Raw genomic sequence first — 19,244 nt, 5'->3', positions numbered from 1 at the left:
GATTTAGTACCTCGGCTTTCTGTCTTTGATTTCAGTTAAAAACTCTAAATAATGCTGATAGCGATATTCTTTGATTTGATCATGCTCGACCGCATCTTTTATCGCACAGCCAGGCTCTTTCACATGCAGGCAGCCTCGAAATTTGCAATCTGCACTCCGGTCTCTAATATCTAAAAAGTATAGACCTAGATCTTCTGCTTCGATGCCAGTAAATTCGAGCGAGCTAAAGCCCGGAGTATCTGCAATGAGCCCGTCTGCTGTTCGAATGAGTTCGACATGTCTTGTCGTATGCTTTCCTCGTCCGAGATGGGATGAGATATCATCTGTTTTCAGCGCCAATTCAGGACTCATCGCATTTAAAAGGGAGGACTTGCCTACACCAGACTGACCGGCAAATACCGTGATTTTATTGTGAAAATGCGGGGTCAGCTTCTCAATGCCATCTCCTTCAATCGTAGAGGTTAAATGAACCTCATAACCAATTTGCCGATAGTCGTCTGCATATGCCTTGATGGTTTCACGCTCTTCGTCTGTTTTCAATAAGTCAATTTTAGTGATACAGATAATCGGCTCAATATGATTGGCTTCTACAAGCACTAAAAATCTGTCTAAAAGTGAGGTGCTAAAGGCTGGTTCTGCCGCTGAGAAAACAAGTACCCCTTGATCAACGTTACTAATAGGCGGACGAACAAGTTCGTTTGTCCGTTCTTTTACTTCTAATAAGTAGCCTTCTTTATCATTGTCTGCTTGATACACGACGTAATCGCCAACAAGAGGTGTAATTTTGTTTTTTCGAAAGATGCCTCTCGCTCTGCACTGAACTACTTTTCCACTCTCTTGCGACTCATCCAGCACATAGTAGAATCCGCTTAATGCTTTAATAATTTTGCCCTCAGGCATAAAGTCCCTCCTTTATTCATCATCAGGGTATTCGATCGTTTTCGAGCTGACGACTTTATCATCAACCGTCACTTGATAATATCCTTTTTGACCTGGTTCAATCTTAAATTTAATGGTCCGTTCAGTCGGCGCAGTGATTTTAAAGCTTTCGTATGAATCAGAGATGCTATGCTCCGCATCATCAATGGAAATTTGGACATTCATCTCCTGCCCTTCCGCTTCTGGTTCATAAGGGATCTCAATCTTTTCAGTTACCGTTTTAGCTGGTTTTTCCTTCGGTCCAAGAGAGAATGTAATCTTGACCGTATCACCTGGTTTAACAGCCGTTCCTGCTCCTGGTTCCTGCTTCATGACCTCGCCTTTTGGCACATCGTCAGAATGCGCTTCTTTTTCATCGAGCTTTAAGCCGTTATCCTCTAAATAATTCGATGCCGCTTGCTTACTATACGTCGTTAAATCACGTAATGTAATATCGGCAGGACCTATGCTGACAGTCAACGTGACTTCTTCATCTGCTGCTACAAGCTCAGTATTCGCGGAAGGACTCTGTTCCATGACAATCCCAGACTCGGTGTCATTATCATTCACTTCCTCCACAACGACCTGTTTAAATCCTTTTTTCTCTAATATTTCTTTTGCTTTATCGACCTTTTCGCCTGTAACATCAGGTAATTCGGTCTTTTCCTTGCCAGTACTTTCGTAAAGCTGAATCTCTGTTCCTTCTTTGACCTTTGTGCCGATTTTCGGGTCTGTTTTGACGACGAGACCTTTTTCAATTTTCTCATCAGCGATCTCTATTGACTCCGAAGCGACGGTAAACCCATCTTTCTTTAAGGTATCTTCTGCTTTTTCAACCGTCATGCCAGATACATCTGTGACTTCCACATCTTTTGGAAAAAGCAGCCCTGGAAACACAGTGATGGCTAAAATTGACGCAGCAGTCAATATAAATAAGATGGATGCCACAATCCATGGCCATTTTTTTCGTTTCTTTTTCGGCTTTTGTTTCTCTTTTTTCTTCGGTTTTTGAGCCGGATGGACGGCTGTTTTTTCATTGTCTTGATCGATTTGATGATCTTGAATGATTGGGATCGCTTTCGTTGCTTCATGGTCTTCTTCAATAACAAAGCGTTTTTCTTTTAATCTGGCTGGATCGAAAGCGGTTTTTAAGTCTTTTTGCATTTCAGATGCATCTTCATATCGATAAAATGGATCTTTGGCCATCGCCTTTAAAATGATGTTTTCCACGCTTTGTGGAACAGAAGGATTCCATCTTCTCACAGATGGTGGCTCTGATTGCAAATGCTTCAGTGCAACACTGACAGCCGATTCTCCTTCAAATGGCATGCGTCCTGAGATGAGTTCATAGAGCACAATCCCAAGTGAATAGATGTCTGATTTTTTCGTTGCAAGACCCCCGCGTGCTTGTTCTGGAGACAAGTAGTGCACGGAGCCTAGGACAGAATTTGTATGGGTAATGGTCGCTGAGCTGAGTGCCATGGCAATCCCAAAATCAGTGACTTTGATGTTCCCCATATTGTCTATTAATATATTGTGAGGCTTAATGTCTCGGTGGACGAGCTGTTTCGCATGGGCTTCTTCCATCGCCGCAACGACTTGCTCCATGATGCGAACGGCTTCTTTCGGATGAAGCGGACCATTGGCGTGTATGTATTCTTTCAGCGTCATCCCTTCGACATATTCCATGACAATATAATAAATGTCATCTTCTTCCCCAACATCGTAGATGCTGACAATATTCGAATGATCTAAGCTTGCAGCTGACTGCGCTTCCCGCCGGAAACGTCTAATAAAATCATCATCGCTCGCAAAGTCAAACCGCAAAATTTTAATCGCTACTTCGCGATCTAAAATCATATCCTCCGCCAAATAGACGTTGGCCATTCCGCCTCCGCCTATGACGCGAAGAATCTGATAACGGCCGCTGATCCTTTTTCCGATCAACACTTGCTGTCACCCTCCTCTGGCTGGGAGGAGATTTCTAACAGTACTGCTGTAATGTTATCTTCACCGCCGTTGTCATTCGCTGTTTGTATTAACTCTGTTACTTTTTCCTCTGGCGCGGTCGTTTGCGTTAATATATGAGTCAAATTCTCTTCTTCTACTTTATTCGATAGACCATCTGAGCAAAGCAGGATTTGATCTCCTGGGTCCACTTCAAAAGTGCGTGCATCAATTTGAACCTGTTTATCTGTTCCTAATGCTTTCGTGAGCACATTTTTTCTTGGATGATATTCTGCATCCGCTTTTGAAATTTCACCTGTTTTCACAAGCTCATTTACGAGTGAATGATCATCTGTTAATTGGGTCAGCGCTCCTTCTCTTAGCAGGTAGCAGCGGCTGTCTCCAATATGCGCAATTGTGACCGTTTGCAAATGAACGAGCGCGCATACAATAGTCGTCCCCATTCCTTGGCACTCCTCATTGTTTTGCGCATGTTCATAAACTTGGTCATTAATGTCACTGATTTTTGAGATTAACCAGCTTTCTTGATCGGCTGGCTTTTCTGGAATTGAAGATGTTTCTTCCCAGTATTCTTTTAAAGAAGAGACTGCCATCTTGCTGGCGACATCACCAGCAAGATGACCTCCCATGCCGTCTGCTACAACAGCGAGAAGTGAATCTTCTTTTGCTTCAAAAATACCTGCATCATCTTCATTATGCTGACGGACTTTTCCTGTATCGGTAAGAAAGGCTGCCCTTATCAACATTCGTCACCTCGTCTCTTCCTGACGCTCCTTCGCTCTTAGCTGACCGCAAGCAGCATCAATGTCATGGCCTTGCTCTCGTCTAATCGTTACGTTTACGCCTCGTTCTTTTAGCGTTTTTTCAAATAGGAAGATTTGTTCTCTAGGTGTTCTCACATAATCTCTCTCTGGTACATAGTTCACCGGAATGAGGTTCACGTGGCACTTGATTCCTTTTAATAGGTCTGCAAGTTCTTCTGCATGGTGAACTTGATCATTTACTCCGCCAAACAGGCCGTATTCAAAGCTGACACGTCTACCCGTCTTTTGAATGTAGTATTCGATGGCTTCCATTAATTTTGGCAGCTTATATGCCTTATTAATCGGCATTAGGCGGCTTCTGATCTCTGTGTTCGGTGCGTGCAATGACACAGCAAAGTTGATTTGCATTTGCTCATCAGCGAATTGATAGATCCTTGGAATGATTCCGCTTGTCGAAACCGTAATATGGCGTGCACCAATATTTAAGCCATGATCATGGTTGATGATTTTAAGGAAAGCAAGCATTTCTTCAAAGTTATCAAACGGTTCGCCAATTCCCATGATGACAACAGAGCTGACTCTCTCGTCTGTTTCGTCAAGTGCCTGCTGTACTTTTAATACTTGTGCAACGATTTCTCCGGCTTCAAGGTTTCGTTTTAAACCGCCGAGTGTAGATGCACAGAATGTACAGCCAATTCTACAGCCAACCTGTGTTGTCACACAGACAGAGTTTCCATATTCATGACGCATAAGCACTGTTTCAATTGTATAACCATCATGCAGTTCAAATAAAAACTTGATCGTTCCGTCTTGAGACGTTTGTTTGATCACGGTTTTTAATGTTGTGATTGTAAATTGATCTTTTAATTTTTCTCTTAAATCTTTGGAGAGGTTAGACATTTCATCAAAGGATGTCACACGTTTCTCATAAAGCCACTCAAAAATTTGAGCTGCGCGGAAAGGCTTTTCGTCTTGTTCTTTTAACCATTCTTTCATTTCGTGAAGCTCAAAAGAATAGATCGACGGCATATCTGTTTTCAGTTCTTTTCTTACTTTTTGTTCTGTCATTTTTTATCCCTTCTTTCTCATGCTGCAAATAAAGAAACCATCTGTTCCGAAATAATGAGGAAGAATTTGCACACTTCCGTTTTGAACAAACGGAGCAACCTGCTCAGGCAGCCGTTCATTAAGAGATAGATCGGGTTCGAAGTCTTGGTGTTCTTGTAAAAACGCATGAATCACTTGTTGATTTTCTGTTGGGTCCATTGTACATGTACTATATACAAGGGTTCCGCCAGGCTTTAAAAGCGGAGCTGTTTCTTTTAAGATTGCCTGCTGAATTGCAGCTAGCCTTGCTGAGTCTTCTGGAGACTTTGTATATTTCATATCTGGTTTTCGTCTAATGACACCAAAACCAGAACACGGCGCATCAATCAGAATCCTGTCAAATGAAGCTTCGCTGTAATCGTCTTTTGCTTTCCTTGCATCAAGCGCTTTTGCTTCGATCTGAGTAAGGTTCAGACGTTTTGCTGCTTGTTTGATGAGTTTCACTTTATGTTCGTGCAAATCAAGTGAAACAATTTGTCCTTCGTCGTTCATACGCTCTGCGATATGTGTTGATTTTCCGCCTGGAGCCGCACAGGCGTCAAGTATAGTTTCTCCCGGCTGAGGGTCTAGTGCTCTTGCGACAAGCATTGAGCTTTCATCTTGAATGGTCACATAGCCTTCTTGAAAAGAAGGGGTTGAAACGATGGACCCTTTCATCAGCTTAAGTGCATCTTCTGATAAGTCGCCAAGCTCCGTTTCAATTCCGGCATCCAGCAGTTCTTGCTGCAGTGCTGCGCGGTCCGTTTTCATTCGATTGACACGAAGGGTTTGCTTTGGCGGTACTAAATGAATGCGGCACATGCTTTCTGCCGCTTCAAATCCGTACGACTGAACCCATTCCTGCACGAGCCATAATGGGTGGCTTGTCTCAATCGAAAGCCGCTTGACTGGATCTTTGATGTCATCAAAAGCCGGAACGCCTTCTCTTTGCACGGATCGAAGAACGCCGTTCACAAGTGAAGAAATGCCCTTGTGCCCTCTCTTTTTCGTTAGCTCAACCGCTTCATGGATGGCTGCACGATCTGGAATCTTTTCAAGGTAGACCATTTGATAAAGGGACATCCGCAAAAGCTGCATGACCCACGGAGCCACCTTTTGCGGTTTTTTCACAAATGGTGCCAGCATATAATCTAATGCCAGCTTGTTTTGCAGTGTACCGTACACAAGCTCTGTTAAGAGCGGTTTGTCCTGATCTGCCAAGTCTTTGTCTTTCATAACTGACTGCAAAAGCAAATTACTGTAAGCTTGGTTTTGTTCGAGTTTGATTAAAGCGTCCAGCGCTACTTCTCTTACATTACTTTTCTTCATTCATTAACCCTAATTTCTGTCCCATTTCGATATTTGCGCCTCTTAGGAAGTCTTCGCCGCTCATTTTTTTCTTACCAGCTGGCTGCACACCTGTTAATAAAAGGCCTTGTTTATTCCCAGTTCCAATGACTGGTCCTTCTTTTTGAAGCTCAATCACTTTCCCAGGTTCTTCTTGCGCTTCGAGTGGAACTTTTTTCGCTTCCCATACTTTTAGATGAGCCCCGTTCCATTCAGTATAGGCAACTGGCCACGGATTTAAGCCGCGAACTTGGTTGTAAAGCTCTTCTCCGGTCTTTGTCCAGTCTAACCTTTCCTGCTCTCGCTTTATATTAGGTGCATACGTTGCCGCTTCTTCATTTTGCGGAATTGGAGAAATAGATCCGCTCAGAACATTCGGCACAGTATCTTTCAATAGTGCGGCGCCTGCTACACTTAATTTATCATGTAATGTACCGACATTGTCTAATTCGTCAATTTCCACTTCTACTTTACTGATCATGTCCCCTGCATCGAGCCGTTCCACCATGTACATGATCGTGACGCCTGTTTTCTTTTTGCCTTGAAGGATCGCATAATGGATCGGCGCGCCCCCTCTTAGTTCTGGCAGCAGCGAGGCATGTACATTGATACAGCCGAACTGAGGTTCATCTAGTAATCGTTTTGGTAGAATTTGTCCAAATGCCGCCGTGACAATTAAATCTGGCTTTAAGGCAAGCACTTTATCAATTTCTTCATCAAGGCGTACCTTTTCAGGCTGCAAGACCGGAATGCCGTGCTTTAAGGCTTCCACTTTCACAGGAGGCGGCGTGAGTACTCGTTTTCTGCCTTTCGGGCGATCTGGCTGCGTGACGACCCCGACAACTTCGTATCCTTCTGTTATAAGTGTCTGCAGCACAGGTACTGAGAAATCAGGGGTTCCCATAAATACAATACGTGCCATTTTCTTCACCCTTCCATTTCCGCAAGTTCTTTTTCTGTATAGGTTTGAATGATTTTCGACGTAAATAATATGCCGTCTAAATGATCAATTTCGTGCAATAAGGCTCTTGCTAAAAATCCTTCTGCTTCTATTGTAAATGGTTTGCCTTTCTTATCAAAGGCTTTTACCTTCACATAGCTCGGTCTTTCTACTGTGCCGTATAAAGATGGAAAGCTCAGGCAGCCTTCAATATCTGTTTGACTTCCTTTCACTTCAAGAACCTCGGGATTCACTAAATCAATTCTGCCCGTTTCTTCTCCGATATCGACAACAGCAATTCTTTGTGAAATGCCGATTTGTGGTGCTGCTAGTCCGACTCCATCTAGCTCAAGCATTGTATCATACATATCATCAAGCAGTTTTTTGAGCTTTTTATCGAACGTATCGACAGGCTCTGCCTTTTGTTCGAGTACTTCTGCCGGATGCATGACTATTGGTTTGACTGCCACTTAAAGCCCTCCGTTTTACATCATCATATATGGATTCATATCTATTGAAATCATCAATTGTTTTTGTTCCATTTCCTTTTGATAATGATCTTGTATTTTCCGTAGTAAACTTGCCAGTTCATTTTCCCTTTTGTATTTTATCACGCATTGATATCGATATCTATCTTTGATCTTAGCGATTGGTGATGCAGCCGGACCAAGAATTCTTGTATTCGGTGCACAGTTCATTTTTAGGAACTGAACAATTTGATCCGTGACATGCGCTGCCTTCGTCACTTCCTCATGTGATACTGTCACCATCGCCAAAAAGTAATACGGCGGATAGGACTGGTGGCGGCGATGCAGCATCTCCTGTTCATAAAAGGCTTCGTAGTCATGCTGCTGCGTTAATTCAATACTATAGTGAGAAGGCGTATACGATTGAATGATCACAGAGCCCGCTTTTTCATGTCGTCCTGCCCTGCCGCTGACCTGCGTGAGAAGCTGAAATGTTTTTTCACTTGAACGGAAATCAGGGATATGAAGAGACGTATCCGCACTTAGAACACCAACAAGTGTGACATCTGGGAAATCTAGCCCTTTTGCAATCATCTGCGTCCCGAGCAAAATATCTGCTTCTTTATTGCCAAAAGATGTGAGGAGCTTTTCATGAGCACCTTTACGAGACGTTGTATCTACATCCATTCGGATGACTCTTGCCTCTGGCAGTACTTTTGTCAGCTCTTCTTCTACACGCTGTGTACCCGTACCAAAATAGCGAATATGCTCACTATGGCATTCTGGACATTCAGCTGGCACCGGTGCCTCGTGACCGCAATAATGGCATTTCAGCCGTTTTTGATAGCGGTGATAGGTGAGAGAAATTTCGCAATGAGGACATTGCTCCACATATCCGCAATCACGGCACATCACAAAGGATGAATAGCCCCTTTTATTCAGAAATAAGACGGCTTGTTCTTTTCTTTCAAGCACTTCCTTTAATCTGAGCATTAATTCTTCTGAAAACATGGACCTGTTGCCATTTCTCAATTCTTCTCTCATATCAATTAACGAAACGTGCGGCAGCTGCTGCTGGTTGACTCGGTTTTTGAGCGTCAGCAATGTAAACACGCCTTTTTTGGCACGCGCGTAGGTTTCAAGTGAAGGAGTTGCACTACCTAAAACAACTGGGCATCGATGCCTTTTGGCTCGTTCAATGGCGACGTCCTTGGCATGATAACGAGGCATTTCCTCTTGTTTATAAGAAGATTCATGCTCTTCATCTATGATAATCATGCCTAGATTTTCAAATGGTGCGAAAACAGCCGATCTCGCGCCCACGACAAGTTTGACTTCCTTGCGGTGGATTTTCCGCCATTCATCATATTTTTCCCCTGTCGATAATCCGCTATGAAGTACAGCCACATTTGAACCGAATCGTTCTTTAAACCGCTGAACCATTTGAGGGGTTAACGAGATTTCTGGAACGAGGACAATCGCTTCTTTTCCTTTTTGTAGGGCATGATCAATCGTCTGCAAGTATATTTCCGTTTTACCGCTTCCTGTCACCCCGTGCAGCAGAAAGGTTTCATGCCGGTCATCGCTGACTGCTTGATGTATATGTTTTGCCGCTTCTGCTTGTTCTGGCATAAGGTCAAGTGAAGCAGAAGGTGTAAATGCCCGGTCACGATAAGGATCCCGGTAGACCTCTTCATAGCTTTCTGTTAGCAGCCCTTCTTGAATAAAGGTTTTAAGCGATTGAGAACTCGCGCCTGTTTGCTGCTGCAAGTCTTTCGCTAAAAAGGTCGTCTCACTCGCTTGAAGCAAAAAGGAGAGCAGAGCCTTTTGTTTCACCGCATTTTTTTTCAGCTGCTGCTGTTTTTCTTCAAGCTTATCTTTTGATGCAGCTAGTTGGAGCGTGCGCACTTTTTTCTTTCCAGATTTTTGGGAGACGTGATACCTTACCTCTAGATGACCTTTTTGGACATGCTTTTGAATCTGTTTTAGTTGTTCGGCTGGGATGTCAGCGTAAAGAATGCTATCTCGCTGACCGAAAAGCTCTTTCAATGACTGCGGAAGTTCTTCATCTGACAGCACTTGAATTTCTTTTTCATACTTCGCCTTCATGGCTGCAGGCAGCATCGATTGAAGTGCCGTAATGTGATAGGACAATGTTTTTTCCGTCAGCCAGTGGGAAAGCTCCAATAGCTCATCTGTCAGAACAGGTGATAAGTCAAATAAATCGACAATGTCCTTTATGCTTCCTGTTTTTACGTCTGTTTCTTCTTTGACTTTTGTCACAAACCCTTGAATCTTCCTCGGGCCAAAGGGAACGACCACCCTCATTCCCGCTTTGACGAGATCTTTGAATCGATCTGGTACACGGTAATCGAATGGCCGGTCAATGGCTTTCGTTGTGACATCTACGATAACTTCAGCAATCATGCGCGATCACGCTCTTTTGGCAACAGCTGTTTTGCCTCCTTTAAGATTTCAAAAGCGAGGTCTTTTTTACTCATCATCGGCAGTTCTGTTGTTGTACCATCTGCTTTGATGATTGCTGCTACATTTGTGTCTGTGCCAAACCCTGCACCTTCTTTTGTGACATTATTGGCCACAATCATATCTAAATGCTTGGATTCGATTTTCTTTTTCGCATAATATTCTACATCCTGCGTTTCAGCTGCAAAACCGACAAGCACTTGATGCTCTTTTCTTTTCCCCAGCTCTTTTAAAATATCTTTTGTCCGGGTGAATTCAATTTCTAAGCCGCCGTCCTGTTTTTTCATTTTATGAGGATATGAGGTCACAGGGGTATAGTCGGCGACTGCTGCTGATTTAATGACAAGGTCCGCTTCCTCGTACACAGCTAATGCGGCTTGATACATGTCCTCTGCCGATTCAACGTGCACCACATGTACATGATTAGGTGCCGTTAAAGAAACAGGTCCTGAAATAAGCGTGACATCTGCCCCCATTTGCTGCGCAGCCTCTGCAATTGCATAGCCCATTTTTCCAGACGATCGATTTGTAAAGAAACGCACAGGATCGATGACTTCTCGTGTAGGACCTGCTGTCACCACGACTTTTTTACCTGAAAGCGGTAAGTTTTTTGGCTCTTCAAAAAATGCACGGATGTGCTCAACTATTTTTTCAGGCTCCTCTAATCGCCCTTTTCCAATATAGCCACAGGCTAAATAACCTTCACTCGGTTCAATAAACCGGTAGCCGTCCTCATATAATGTGCGAATGTTCCGCTTTACAGCCGGGTGATCATACATATGCACATTCATAGCTGGTGCGATCCATACAGGAGCAGTTGAAGCAAGTAAGGTCGTCGTGAGCATATCATCTGCAAGCCCTGCCGACATTTTACCAATCGTATGTGCTGTTGCAGGGGCAACTAGAATGAGATCCGCCCAGTCAGCTACGTCAATATGCGCAATGACTTTTGGATTGTTTTCTTTAAATGTATCCACATACACCTCGTGTCGAGACAGAGCTTGGAAGGTAAGCGGAGACACAAACTCACGAGCAGATTCCGTCATAATCACTCTTACATTTGCGCCCGCCTGTACGAGTTTACTAGTAAGTGCAGCTGCTTTATATACGGCGATTCCTCCGCTGACGCCGAGCAAAATATTTTTTGACTGTAACATTTGTTTGTCCCCCTTAACGGCCTTTTTCACAAATTCGTCTACAATTCAAAAAAGTCAAAACCAATCATAGTTTTGACTTTTTTGAACGTATCGTATCTGCATAGCAGAAGCGATGTGTTATTCTTGATCCTCTTTTTCAAATGTCAAAAGACCGGCATCGATTTCTTCAAGTGCTTTACCTACAAATTTGTAAGATTTCGTATTTTCGATTTGCTGATCTTGGTGGATCTGCATTTCACGTGCACGGCGTGCAGATACTGTCACAAGTGTGTATTTTGAATCTAGTTTGTTCATCAATGAGTCAATTGAAGGATCTAACATAGTTTATTCTACCCCCAGCATTTTTTTATATCTTGGTGCGACTCTGTCTCTGCGCAGGTGTTCTGCAAGGACGATCGCTTTGATTCTTTCACAAGCAAGCTCGACATCATCGTTTTCCACGACATAGTCGTAAGCATCCATCATTTCAATCTCTTCTTTTGCAGCAGCCATTCGATTTCGAATGAGCTCCTCAGACTCTGTACCACGTGTAATGATGCGGTTCTGAAGTTCTGAAAGACTAGGCGGTGCAAGGAAAATAAAAAGACCTTCTGGGAATGCTTCTCTTACTTGAAGTGCACCTTGCACTTCGATTTCAAGGAAAACATCTTTTCCTTCGCTTAATGTCTGTTCTACATAGTCAACAGGTGTGCCGTAGTAATTCCCGACATACTCTGCCCATTCTAACAGCTTTTTGTTTTCAATCATATGTTCAAATTCTTCCCTGGATTTAAAGAAATAATCGACACCATTTCTTTCTCCTTCACGCGGTTTACGTGTTGTCACAGAAATTGAGTATTCAAATTTCGTATCTTCCTGGGAGAAAATGGCTTGTCTGACCGTTCCTTTTCCAACTCCCGAAGGTCCAGAGAGAACGATTAAAAGTCCTCTTTCTTTCATAATGGCGTATTACCCCTGCCCTTCATCTATGATTTCTTCTTTTACAGAAAGTCTTTGCGCGACAGTCTCAGGCTGAACGGCAGATAAGATGACATGGTCACTGTCCATAATGACAACAGCACGGGTTCTTCTTCCGTATGTAGCATCTATGAGCATGCCTCGATCTCTTGCGTCTTGTATCATTCGTTTAATCGGTGCTGATTCCGGACTGACGATCGAAATCATCCGATTCGCTGAAATGATGTTTCCAAATCCGATATTGATCAACTTTATGGTCATCTTCTAACGTCCCCCTGTATTATAAACGTCTCTAGTCTCGCCGAAAGAGACGTACTGTAAACAGCATACACAATGACTATTCTATATTCTGCACTTGTTCTTTTATTTTTTCAATAGCACTTTTCATTTCAACCACCAGCTTAGTTAAATGATGATGGTTCGCTTTTGAGCCAATGGTGTTCACTTCACGGTTGAGCTCCTGTACAAGAAAATCAAGTTTTCTGCCAGCAGCACCGCCTTGCATCAAGATTTGCTGGAATTGCTGAAAGTGACTTTTCAATCTCGTAATCTCTTCTGTAATGTCACAGCGGTCAGCAAAGATCGCAGCCTCTGTTGTCAATCTGCTTTCGTCAAGCGCCTCTCCGATCCATTCTTGCAATCGCTGATTGAGCCTGTCTTTATACTGACTCACAACCTCGGGTGCAAAGACTTTGATTTCTTCTGTATAGGCCTCTAATTCAGAAAGCCTCAGCTCACAGTCTTTTTGAAGTGATGTTCCCTCCTGCTCTCTCATGAAGCAAAGCTCCTTGACAGCCGTTTCACAAGCTTCCATCAGCAATTGCTCTAATTGCTCATTTCGGCTAGCGGATTCTTCTACTTGAACGGCATGCTCCAGCCCCAGTAAGTCATGTGCATGCTGAATGCCTGAAATGTGATAGCGTTTCTCGAGATCTTTTGCGGCTTTCATGTATTCATCAAGCAGCGGCCAGTCGATCTGCAAGGACCGGCTTGCTAGTTTACCGCCTTCAATCGTAACAAACAGCTCAATTCTACCGCGCTGCACGTGACGAAGAATGATTTTTTTTAATGTGTCTTCGAAATATAAAAGCGGCCTCGGCAAACGGGCATGAACCTCTTTAAAACGGTGATTGACCGATTTTAGCTCAACTGACACTGTCAGTTCTCCATCCGTTTTACTCGCTTGGCCGAATCCCGTCATACTGCGTATCATGTCAAAACACCCAATTCTTTCATATTAATAAAATGAAAAAGGTAATAGCAGACACTATTACCTCAAAATTATACCATAACGAATTATTTTTTTCTTGTCAAAAGTGATCCTGCCAGTAAAAAAGTTGGCAGTGCAGACATACCGATGATCAGCAGCCAATCAATTGGTGCAATCGCCACCGTTTTGAAAATCGGCTGAAGCGGCGGATAATAAATGACCACAAACATCAGTAAAAGTGATGACAATACCGCACCGATTAAGTAGAGATTCCCGAATGGATTGCGTTCAAAGATGGATCGTTCACTGCGGCAGTCAAATACATGAATGAGCTGCGCCAACACAAGCGTACTAAATGCAACAGTCTGTGCATATGGCAGGTTGTTTGGATCACGGTGATACACAAACATAAATGCTAAAAGGGTCGCAAGTCCAATGAGGAACCCTCTAGATACAACCTTCCAGCCGAGCCCTCTAGCAAAAATCCCCTCTTTCATATTCCTCGGCTTCCTTTTCATGACATCGCCTTCTGGCTTATCCATACCAAGCGCCATCGCCGGGAGACCATCTGTGACGAGGTTGACCCATAAAATTTGAATAGGAACGAGAGGAAGCGGAAGCGCTAGAAGCATCGCAAACAGCATAACCAAAATTTCTCCCACATTTGATGCGAGCAAATAGCGAACAAACTTACGAATGTTTTCATAAATATTTCGGCCTTCTTTAATGGCCGATTTAATGGTCGCAAAGTTGTCATCAAGTAAAATAAGAGAGGACGCTTCCTTGGCTACGTCTGTTCCAGTGATGCCCATGGAGATACCGATATCTGCTTGCTTAATTGCAGGCGCATCATTGACCCCGTCACCTGTCATCGCTACAATATGTCCATTTTTTTGATAGGCCTTCACAATTCTCAGCTTATGCTCCGGTGATACCCGTGCAAAGACGTATACATTTTCAGCCGTTTGCTCAAGCTCTTTGTCACTCAGCTGATCCAGCGCTTTTCCGTCGAGCACCTTTCCTTGCTTTGGTAAAAGGCTCAAGTCTTTTGCGATCGCTTTGGCTGTTTCCACGTGATCCCCTGTAATCATGACTGTTTTTATGCCCGCATCCCTGCACTCTTTAATCGCTCGTCTCACTTCAGGACGAGGCGGGTCGATCATGCCCTCTAGTCCGATAAAAGTTAAATCAGTTTCAGCCTGCTGGACAGTGGTGATTGTTTCGGTCAGACCAACTTTTTTATACGCAATGGCAATCGTTCTCAGCGCCTGTCTTGCTAAACCTTGAATCGCAGCCTCTGTTTCTTGCCTGTGAGTGGTTGAAAATGAAGCTGTGCGTCCGCCGTGCATGATATGGCTTGAACGGTTCATCAGGACATCCGGCGCACCTTTTGCAATGACGTACCGCTCTTTTTGATTCGTTTCGACGACGACTGACATCATCTTTCTTTCTGAATCAAAAGGAAACTCTTCTACCACGTGAAATCCTGCTTCGATGAATTGCTCTGTAAAACCCGCTTTACGTGCTGCGGTGAGAAGTGCACCCTCTGTCGGATCACCATCAAGCCTCATTTCGCCATCTTTTTCAACGATGGTCGATGTATTACAAAGCGCCCCATATAATAACACCTTTTGCAGGCTTGGATGTTTGTCTACATGGACAAGTTCTCCGTTCAAGGTGAAATTACCAGATGGCTCATAGCCCGTACCAGAAATATTCCACGTTTTGCCCTCTGCCCATACATGGGTCACAGTCATTTTATTTTGCGTCATGGTTCCTGTTTTATCTGAGCAAATGATCGACGCGCAGCCAAGAGTCTCCACCGCCGGGAGCTTTCTGACAATCGATTTTTGTTTGATCATCCGCTGCACTCCTAAGGAAAGTGCGACGGTGACAATCGCCGGCAGGCCTTCAGGAATGGCAGCAACCGCAAGTGATACTCCCGCCAGGAACATATGATACAAATCATGTCCTTGCACAACGCCAAGAACCACAACGAGCACCGTTAAAAATAAAGCAGCCACAATGAGGATTTTCCCCAGCTGTTCGAGACGTCTTTGCAGCGGTGTTTCCATATTCCCTGCGGCATCCAGCATGCCGGCAATTTGCCCCATCGCTGTATTCATTCCTGTACCAATGACAACGCCCACGCCGCTTCCTCTAGTGACAAGCGTCCCCATAAAGGCCATGTTCGTCAAATCTCCAAGCGAGACATGATTGCTAGAAAGCGGACTTGCGTGTTTAACTGCTGGGATGGATTCGCCAGTGAGAGCAGACTCCTCGATTTCCAGACTCTTTGTTTCTAGTAATCTAATATCTGCCCCAATCCGGTCTCCGCTTGAAAATTTCACAATATCCCCTGGCACGAGATGTTTAGACGGGATCTTGATCCATTCATGATTTCTCCTTGCATACACATGTGGGGTTGATAATTCCTTTAGTGCTTGAAGGGATTTTTCCGCCCGGCGTTCTTGATAAAAGCCGAGCACTCCATTAATCAGAACAATCGCTACAATGGCTACTGCATCAATGTATTCGCCTAGAAAAGCAGAAATGATCGTTGCTGCAAGTAAGATTAACACCATAAAGTCTTTAAATTGCGCTAAAAAAATGATCAGAGCTGACGCCTTTTTCCCTTCCTGCAATTCATTTGGCCCGTGTTTTTCAAGCCGTTTTTGTACATCTTTTTCTGACAGTCCGTCACCTATCGATGTATTCATTGTTTTTAATAAATCGGTTTGGTTCAGTTCATGCCAATTCATTTGACCTCGTCCACTCCTCTTTTGTTCTCTCTCATATGCAGTGTTCTATAAGCCAGTTTATTCAGACTCGTCCTAAATCATGCTATAATAATAAGACTGCCTAAAGAACGAGAAATGGAAGGTTCTTTCAGTAGATTTGTGTGAAAGAAGAGGGTGTATCCAACATGTCATTTGACGGCATTTTTACATATGGTATGACAAATGAATTGCAAGAGACATTAACTGGTGGAAGAATTTCAAAAATTCATCAGCCATATAAGCACGAGCTGATTTTTCATATCCGGGCAAACGGAAAGAATCATAAGCTCCTTTTATCCGCTCATCCGAGCTACGCTAGAGTGCAGCTCACAGAGCAGCAATATGACAATCCAAGCGAACCTCCAATGTTTTGTATGCTCCTTAGAAAGCATCTTGAGGGCGGATTCATTGAGCGTTTCGAACAAATTGGATTTGACCGTGTGATCGTACTTCATGTACGAAGCCGCAATGAAATTGGCGACGAACAGACGCGAAAGCTCTACATTGAAATCATGGGAAGGCATAGTAATTTGATTCTTGTCGAAGATGACACGCAGCAGATCATCGATGGCTTGAAGCATCTTTCTCCATCTGTGAACAGCTATCGAACAGTGCTTCCTGGGCACGAATACCTTCTGCCGCCTGCGCAGCAAAAATTAAATCCGTTTGCAGTAACGAAGGACGATATTTTAAAGCATTTACGCTTTCAAGAAGGAATGATCACAAAGCAAATTGTCGATACATTCTCTGGGGTTTCTCCGCTGTTTGCAAAGGAAGCTGTTCACAGGGCCGGTCTTGCCAATCAGGAAACAATTCCAAATACACTACTCGACATGTTCCAGCTGATTCGCATGCATTCCTTTACCCCGCAGCTGACAAGAAAAGATGGGAAGGAGTATTTCTATTTATTAGAACTGCAGCATGTCCAAGGCGAAATGAAGACATTCGACTCTCTCAGCCAGCTGCTTGACCGCTTTTATTTCGGCAAAGCTGAAAGAGACAGAGTGAAACAACAAGCTTCTGACCTTGAACGGTTTGTCATAAATGAAAAAAAGAAAAATGAAAACAAGCTCAAAAAACTGAACATAACCCTTGAAGAATCTCAAAATGCCCATAAATACCAGCTCTATGGCGAATTGCTAACAGCCAATTTATATGCCATCAAAAAAGGGGATAAAGAAGCGACTGTCATCAATTATTACGATGAAGATGGTGGAGAGATCACGATACCGCTCAAAACAAACAAAACCCCTTCTGAAAATGCGCAAGCATATTTCACAAAATATCAAAAGGCAAAAAATGCAGTGGAAGCGGTCAATGAACAAATTGAGCGGACGCATGAAGAGATTGCTTATTTTGATGAGTTGATTCAGCAGCTGTCCTCTGCCTCACCGAAGGATTTAGAGGAAATGAGAGAAGAGCTTGTTGAAGGGAAATATTTACGCGCCAAACAAAAGCGCAACGCCAAAAAGAAAAAAACGGCGGCCATTCAGCTTGAAACGTATGAATCGTCTCAAGGGATTCCGATATTAGTCGGAAAAAACAACAAACAAAACGAGTATTTAACCACAAAGGCGGCTGCCCGTGACGATATTTGGCTGCACACGAAAGATATTCCTGGATCACATGTCGTCATCCGTCATCAAACGCCTGACGAACAGACGCTACTTGAAGCGGCTCAAATCGCTGCCTACTTCTCGAAGGCAAAGGAGTCGAGCTCCGTTCCTGTCGATTACACGAAAATCCGGCATGTGAAAAAACCAAATGGAGCCAAGCCCGGATTTGTGACGTATGATCAACAGCAAACATTATTTGTCACGCCTGACGAAGATGTGGTTCTAAAGCTGCGAAAATAATAAAAGCCGATAAAATCCTTTCAAGAGATTTTATCGGCTTTTTCTTTGTTGTTTTTTTCTTTCGATATAGAGAGCATCAAGTGCATCTACATCCTCTTGTTCAAGCAATGTCTCAATTTCCGCAGCCAGCTGTTTTGTCCGGGCTGGGCTTGCACCGCTTGTAGAGACTGAAATCGTCACTTTCCCTGCTTTGACCACCTTTGGCACGATCACATTGCCAAGCTCTGATTGGCTCACACAATTCACAAGCTGGTGAGGCCGTGCTGTTTGTGCAATCCATTCATTTACCACCGGATCATTTGTAGCAGCGACAATGAAAAATGCATCCTCTACATCTTGAGCTTCCACTTTCTTTTCTTTCCAATTCAGGTTGTATGTATCAATGAGACGCGCCATCTCTTTAGAAATATCAGGACTCACGATGGTGATATGGCAAGGCTCTATGCATAGCACCTCTGCCCTTCTTGCGGCTATTTTTCCACCGCCGGCGATGAGCACTTGTTGATTGGTTAAATCAAGATGGACTGGAAGCATGGCTTTCTCCTTGGAAATGAAACACATCGTCTTTGTTTAAAATGGTTTCTTGCACGCGTTCAATATAAGCTGCTTTTACATGCGGATGAAAGCCAATATACCGGCATACCCGGACGTCTTTCAGCCTCTCTCTCGCCTGAGCCGCTTCGCTTTCAATCTCTTTCATTAAAATACCCGTAAACAACAAGTAAGGAACGAGATAAACAGGCGCATCATCATCTGCTGTTAATTGCGCAAGAACATCTCGGTAATTTGGCTCACATGCCGTAATAAAACATGGCAAGACCTCAGCAAGAGGAAGCAGGCGCCGGACATCGTCCGCAATGCCAAACACATCTCGCTTCACATCTGGATCAGAGCTTCCGCGGCCAATTAAAAGAATCCGTGCTTTCCCGCCTTGATATCCTGCTTCTTCAATTCTTGCAGCAACTGCTTTTGTCACTTCTTGATTGACCCCAATTGGTTTCCCGTATGTGACCTTCACTTGCGGGTATCGTTTTTGAACTTTCTCAATCTCAACTGGAATATCCGATTTAGCATGCATAGCAGTTAAAAGGAGGAGCGGGACGATCGCAATGTGTGTAGCTCCTTTTTTCACACAGGCTTCAAAGCCTTCCTCTATAGAAGGGGCTGTTAGTTCTAAAAAACAAATTTCTTGTATTTCGGCTTCTACTAACGGCATACAGCTTTTCATAAAAGAAATGGCTTTATCTTGTGCTTCTTTTACCCTGCTTCCATGCCCAACATAAAGTACAGCTTGTTTCATGCGGCTCCTC

The 19,244-nt window shown here is 43.7% G+C and carries 17 protein-coding genes; 1 reads left to right on the top strand and 16 read right to left on the bottom strand.

From position 1 onward, the window contains the following. Window positions 1–3: 3 nt before the first annotated feature. The 14 genes from rsgA to MHB79_RS07655 form a co-directional block, all read right to left on the bottom strand. On the bottom strand, window positions 4–900 hold the full coding sequence (gene rsgA, locus MHB79_RS07720) for a ribosome small subunit-dependent GTPase A (RefSeq protein ID WP_340989442.1): 897 nt from the start codon (window positions 898–900) through the stop codon (window positions 4–6). A gap of 12 nt (window positions 901–912) precedes the next feature. Beyond that, complete coding sequence (gene pknB, locus MHB79_RS07715) at window positions 913–2,868, bottom strand: Stk1 family PASTA domain-containing Ser/Thr kinase (protein WP_137054641.1); 1,956 nt, start codon at window positions 2,866–2,868, stop codon at window positions 913–915. Further along, window positions 2,862–3,632, bottom strand: coding sequence for a Stp1/IreP family PP2C-type Ser/Thr phosphatase (locus tag MHB79_RS07710; protein WP_226805173.1), 771 nt, complete (start codon window positions 3,630–3,632; stop codon window positions 2,862–2,864). Before MHB79_RS07710 ends, pknB begins: the two co-directional genes overlap by 7 nt. A gap of 3 nt (window positions 3,633–3,635) precedes the next feature. Further along, a complete protein-coding gene (gene rlmN / locus MHB79_RS07705) occupies window positions 3,636–4,718 on the bottom strand; it encodes a 23S rRNA (adenine(2503)-C(2))-methyltransferase RlmN (RefSeq protein ID WP_340989441.1) in 1,083 nt (360 codons plus the stop codon). A gap of 3 nt (window positions 4,719–4,721) precedes the next feature. Beyond that, a complete protein-coding gene (gene rsmB, locus MHB79_RS07700; protein WP_340989440.1) occupies window positions 4,722–6,065 on the bottom strand; it encodes a 16S rRNA (cytosine(967)-C(5))-methyltransferase RsmB in 1,344 nt (447 codons plus the stop codon). Then, window positions 6,052–7,005, bottom strand: a complete 954-nt coding sequence (fmt, locus tag MHB79_RS07695; protein ID WP_050945065.1) for a methionyl-tRNA formyltransferase — start codon at window positions 7,003–7,005, stop codon at window positions 6,052–6,054. The genes rsmB and fmt overlap by 14 nt, the downstream gene beginning before the upstream one ends. Before the next feature lie 5 nt (window positions 7,006–7,010). Further along, window positions 7,011–7,493 (bottom strand): peptide deformylase, encoded by a 483-nt coding sequence (def, locus tag MHB79_RS07690; RefSeq protein ID WP_050945066.1) that lies wholly within the window; start codon window positions 7,491–7,493, stop codon window positions 7,011–7,013. A 15-nt stretch (window positions 7,494–7,508) separates the two neighbouring features. Further along, window positions 7,509–9,917, bottom strand: coding sequence for a primosomal protein N' (gene priA, locus MHB79_RS07685; protein WP_340989439.1), 2,409 nt, complete (start codon window positions 9,915–9,917; stop codon window positions 7,509–7,511). Beyond that, a complete protein-coding gene (coaBC, locus tag MHB79_RS07680; RefSeq protein ID WP_335364985.1) occupies window positions 9,914–11,131 on the bottom strand; it encodes a bifunctional phosphopantothenoylcysteine decarboxylase/phosphopantothenate--cysteine ligase CoaBC in 1,218 nt (405 codons plus the stop codon). The genes priA and coaBC overlap by 4 nt, the downstream gene beginning before the upstream one ends. A 117-nt stretch (window positions 11,132–11,248) precedes the next feature. Beyond that, window positions 11,249–11,452, bottom strand: a complete 204-nt coding sequence (gene rpoZ / locus MHB79_RS07675; RefSeq protein ID WP_003211647.1) for a DNA-directed RNA polymerase subunit omega — start codon at window positions 11,450–11,452, stop codon at window positions 11,249–11,251. A 3-nt stretch (window positions 11,453–11,455) separates the two neighbouring features. After that, window positions 11,456–12,070 (bottom strand): guanylate kinase, encoded by a 615-nt coding sequence (gene gmk / locus MHB79_RS07670; protein ID WP_003212381.1) that lies wholly within the window; start codon window positions 12,068–12,070, stop codon window positions 11,456–11,458. A gap of 9 nt (window positions 12,071–12,079) precedes the next feature. Further along, entirely contained in the window at window positions 12,080–12,349 is a 270-nt protein-coding gene (remA, locus tag MHB79_RS07665) for an extracellular matrix/biofilm regulator RemA (RefSeq protein WP_008344898.1), read from the bottom strand. A 76-nt stretch (window positions 12,350–12,425) separates the two neighbouring features. Continuing rightward, window positions 12,426–13,301, bottom strand: a complete 876-nt coding sequence (locus MHB79_RS07660) for a YicC/YloC family endoribonuclease (RefSeq protein ID WP_003211878.1) — start codon at window positions 13,299–13,301, stop codon at window positions 12,426–12,428. 83 nt (window positions 13,302–13,384) lie between these two features. After that, on the bottom strand, window positions 13,385–16,060 hold the full coding sequence (locus tag MHB79_RS07655) for a calcium-translocating P-type ATPase, SERCA-type (protein WP_340989437.1): 2,676 nt from the start codon (window positions 16,058–16,060) through the stop codon (window positions 13,385–13,387). 164 nt (window positions 16,061–16,224) lie between these two features. Here MHB79_RS07655 and MHB79_RS07650 point away from each other — a divergent pair, with 164 nt between their 5' ends. Next, on the top strand, window positions 16,225–17,934 hold the full coding sequence (locus tag MHB79_RS07650) for an Rqc2 family fibronectin-binding protein (RefSeq protein WP_226805164.1): 1,710 nt from the start codon (window positions 16,225–16,227) through the stop codon (window positions 17,932–17,934). 30 nt (window positions 17,935–17,964) lie between these two features. Here MHB79_RS07650 and MHB79_RS07645 read toward each other — a convergent pair whose 3' ends face one another. Beyond that, entirely contained in the window at window positions 17,965–18,468 is a 504-nt protein-coding gene (locus MHB79_RS07645) for a precorrin-2 dehydrogenase/sirohydrochlorin ferrochelatase family protein (protein ID WP_003211818.1), read from the bottom strand. Beyond that, the gene (locus MHB79_RS07640; RefSeq protein ID WP_321998993.1) at window positions 18,449–19,234 is read right to left on the bottom strand and encodes a sirohydrochlorin chelatase; all 786 of its coding nucleotides are present in this window, start codon (window positions 19,232–19,234) and stop codon (window positions 18,449–18,451) included. The genes MHB79_RS07645 and MHB79_RS07640 overlap by 20 nt, the downstream gene beginning before the upstream one ends. Between the last annotated feature and the right edge of the window lie 10 nt (window positions 19,235–19,244).

The sequence above is a fragment of the Bacillus sp. FSL M7-0558 genome (assembly GCF_038003245.1).
GTDB lineage: Bacteria > Bacillota > Bacilli > Bacillales > Bacillaceae > Bacillus > Bacillus pumilus.
This window is presented reverse-complemented; position numbering and strand designations above follow the sequence as displayed.

Excerpts from the sequence above, each read along its gene's own strand:
- MHB79_RS07640 (WP_321998993.1), bottom strand. The coding sequence starts at position 19,234 with ATGAAACAAGCTGTACTTTATGTTGGGCATGGAAGCAGGGTAAAAGAA.
- remA (WP_008344898.1), bottom strand. The coding sequence starts at position 12,349 with ATGACCATAAAGTTGATCAATATCGGATTTGGAAACATCATTTCAGCG.
- priA (WP_340989439.1), bottom strand. The coding sequence starts at position 9,917 with ATGATTGCTGAAGTTATCGTAGATGTCACAACGAAAGCCATTGACCGG.
- rpoZ (WP_003211647.1), bottom strand. The coding sequence starts at position 11,452 with ATGTTAGATCCTTCAATTGACTCATTGATGAACAAACTAGATTCAAAA.
- coaBC (WP_335364985.1), bottom strand. The coding sequence starts at position 11,131 with ATGTTACAGTCAAAAAATATTTTGCTCGGCGTCAGCGGAGGAATCGCC.
- MHB79_RS07650 (WP_226805164.1), top strand. The coding sequence starts at position 16,225 with ATGTCATTTGACGGCATTTTTACATATGGTATGACAAATGAATTGCAA.
- fmt (WP_050945065.1), bottom strand. The coding sequence starts at position 7,005 with ATGGCACGTATTGTATTTATGGGAACCCCTGATTTCTCAGTACCTGTG.
- rsmB (WP_340989440.1), bottom strand. The coding sequence starts at position 6,065 with ATGAAGAAAAGTAATGTAAGAGAAGTAGCGCTGGACGCTTTAATCAAA.
- MHB79_RS07660 (WP_003211878.1), bottom strand. The coding sequence starts at position 13,301 with ATGATACGCAGTATGACGGGATTCGGCCAAGCGAGTAAAACGGATGGA.
- gmk (WP_003212381.1), bottom strand. The coding sequence starts at position 12,070 with ATGAAAGAAAGAGGACTTTTAATCGTTCTCTCTGGACCTTCGGGAGTT.
- rsgA (WP_340989442.1), bottom strand. The coding sequence starts at position 900 with ATGCCTGAGGGCAAAATTATTAAAGCATTAAGCGGATTCTACTATGTG.
- rlmN (WP_340989441.1), bottom strand. The coding sequence starts at position 4,718 with ATGACAGAACAAAAAGTAAGAAAAGAACTGAAAACAGATATGCCGTCG.
- MHB79_RS07710 (WP_226805173.1), bottom strand. The coding sequence starts at position 3,632 with ATGTTGATAAGGGCAGCCTTTCTTACCGATACAGGAAAAGTCCGTCAG.
- MHB79_RS07645 (WP_003211818.1), bottom strand. The coding sequence starts at position 18,468 with ATGCTTCCAGTCCATCTTGATTTAACCAATCAACAAGTGCTCATCGCC.
- MHB79_RS07655 (WP_340989437.1), bottom strand. The coding sequence starts at position 16,060 with ATGAATTGGCATGAACTGAACCAAACCGATTTATTAAAAACAATGAAT.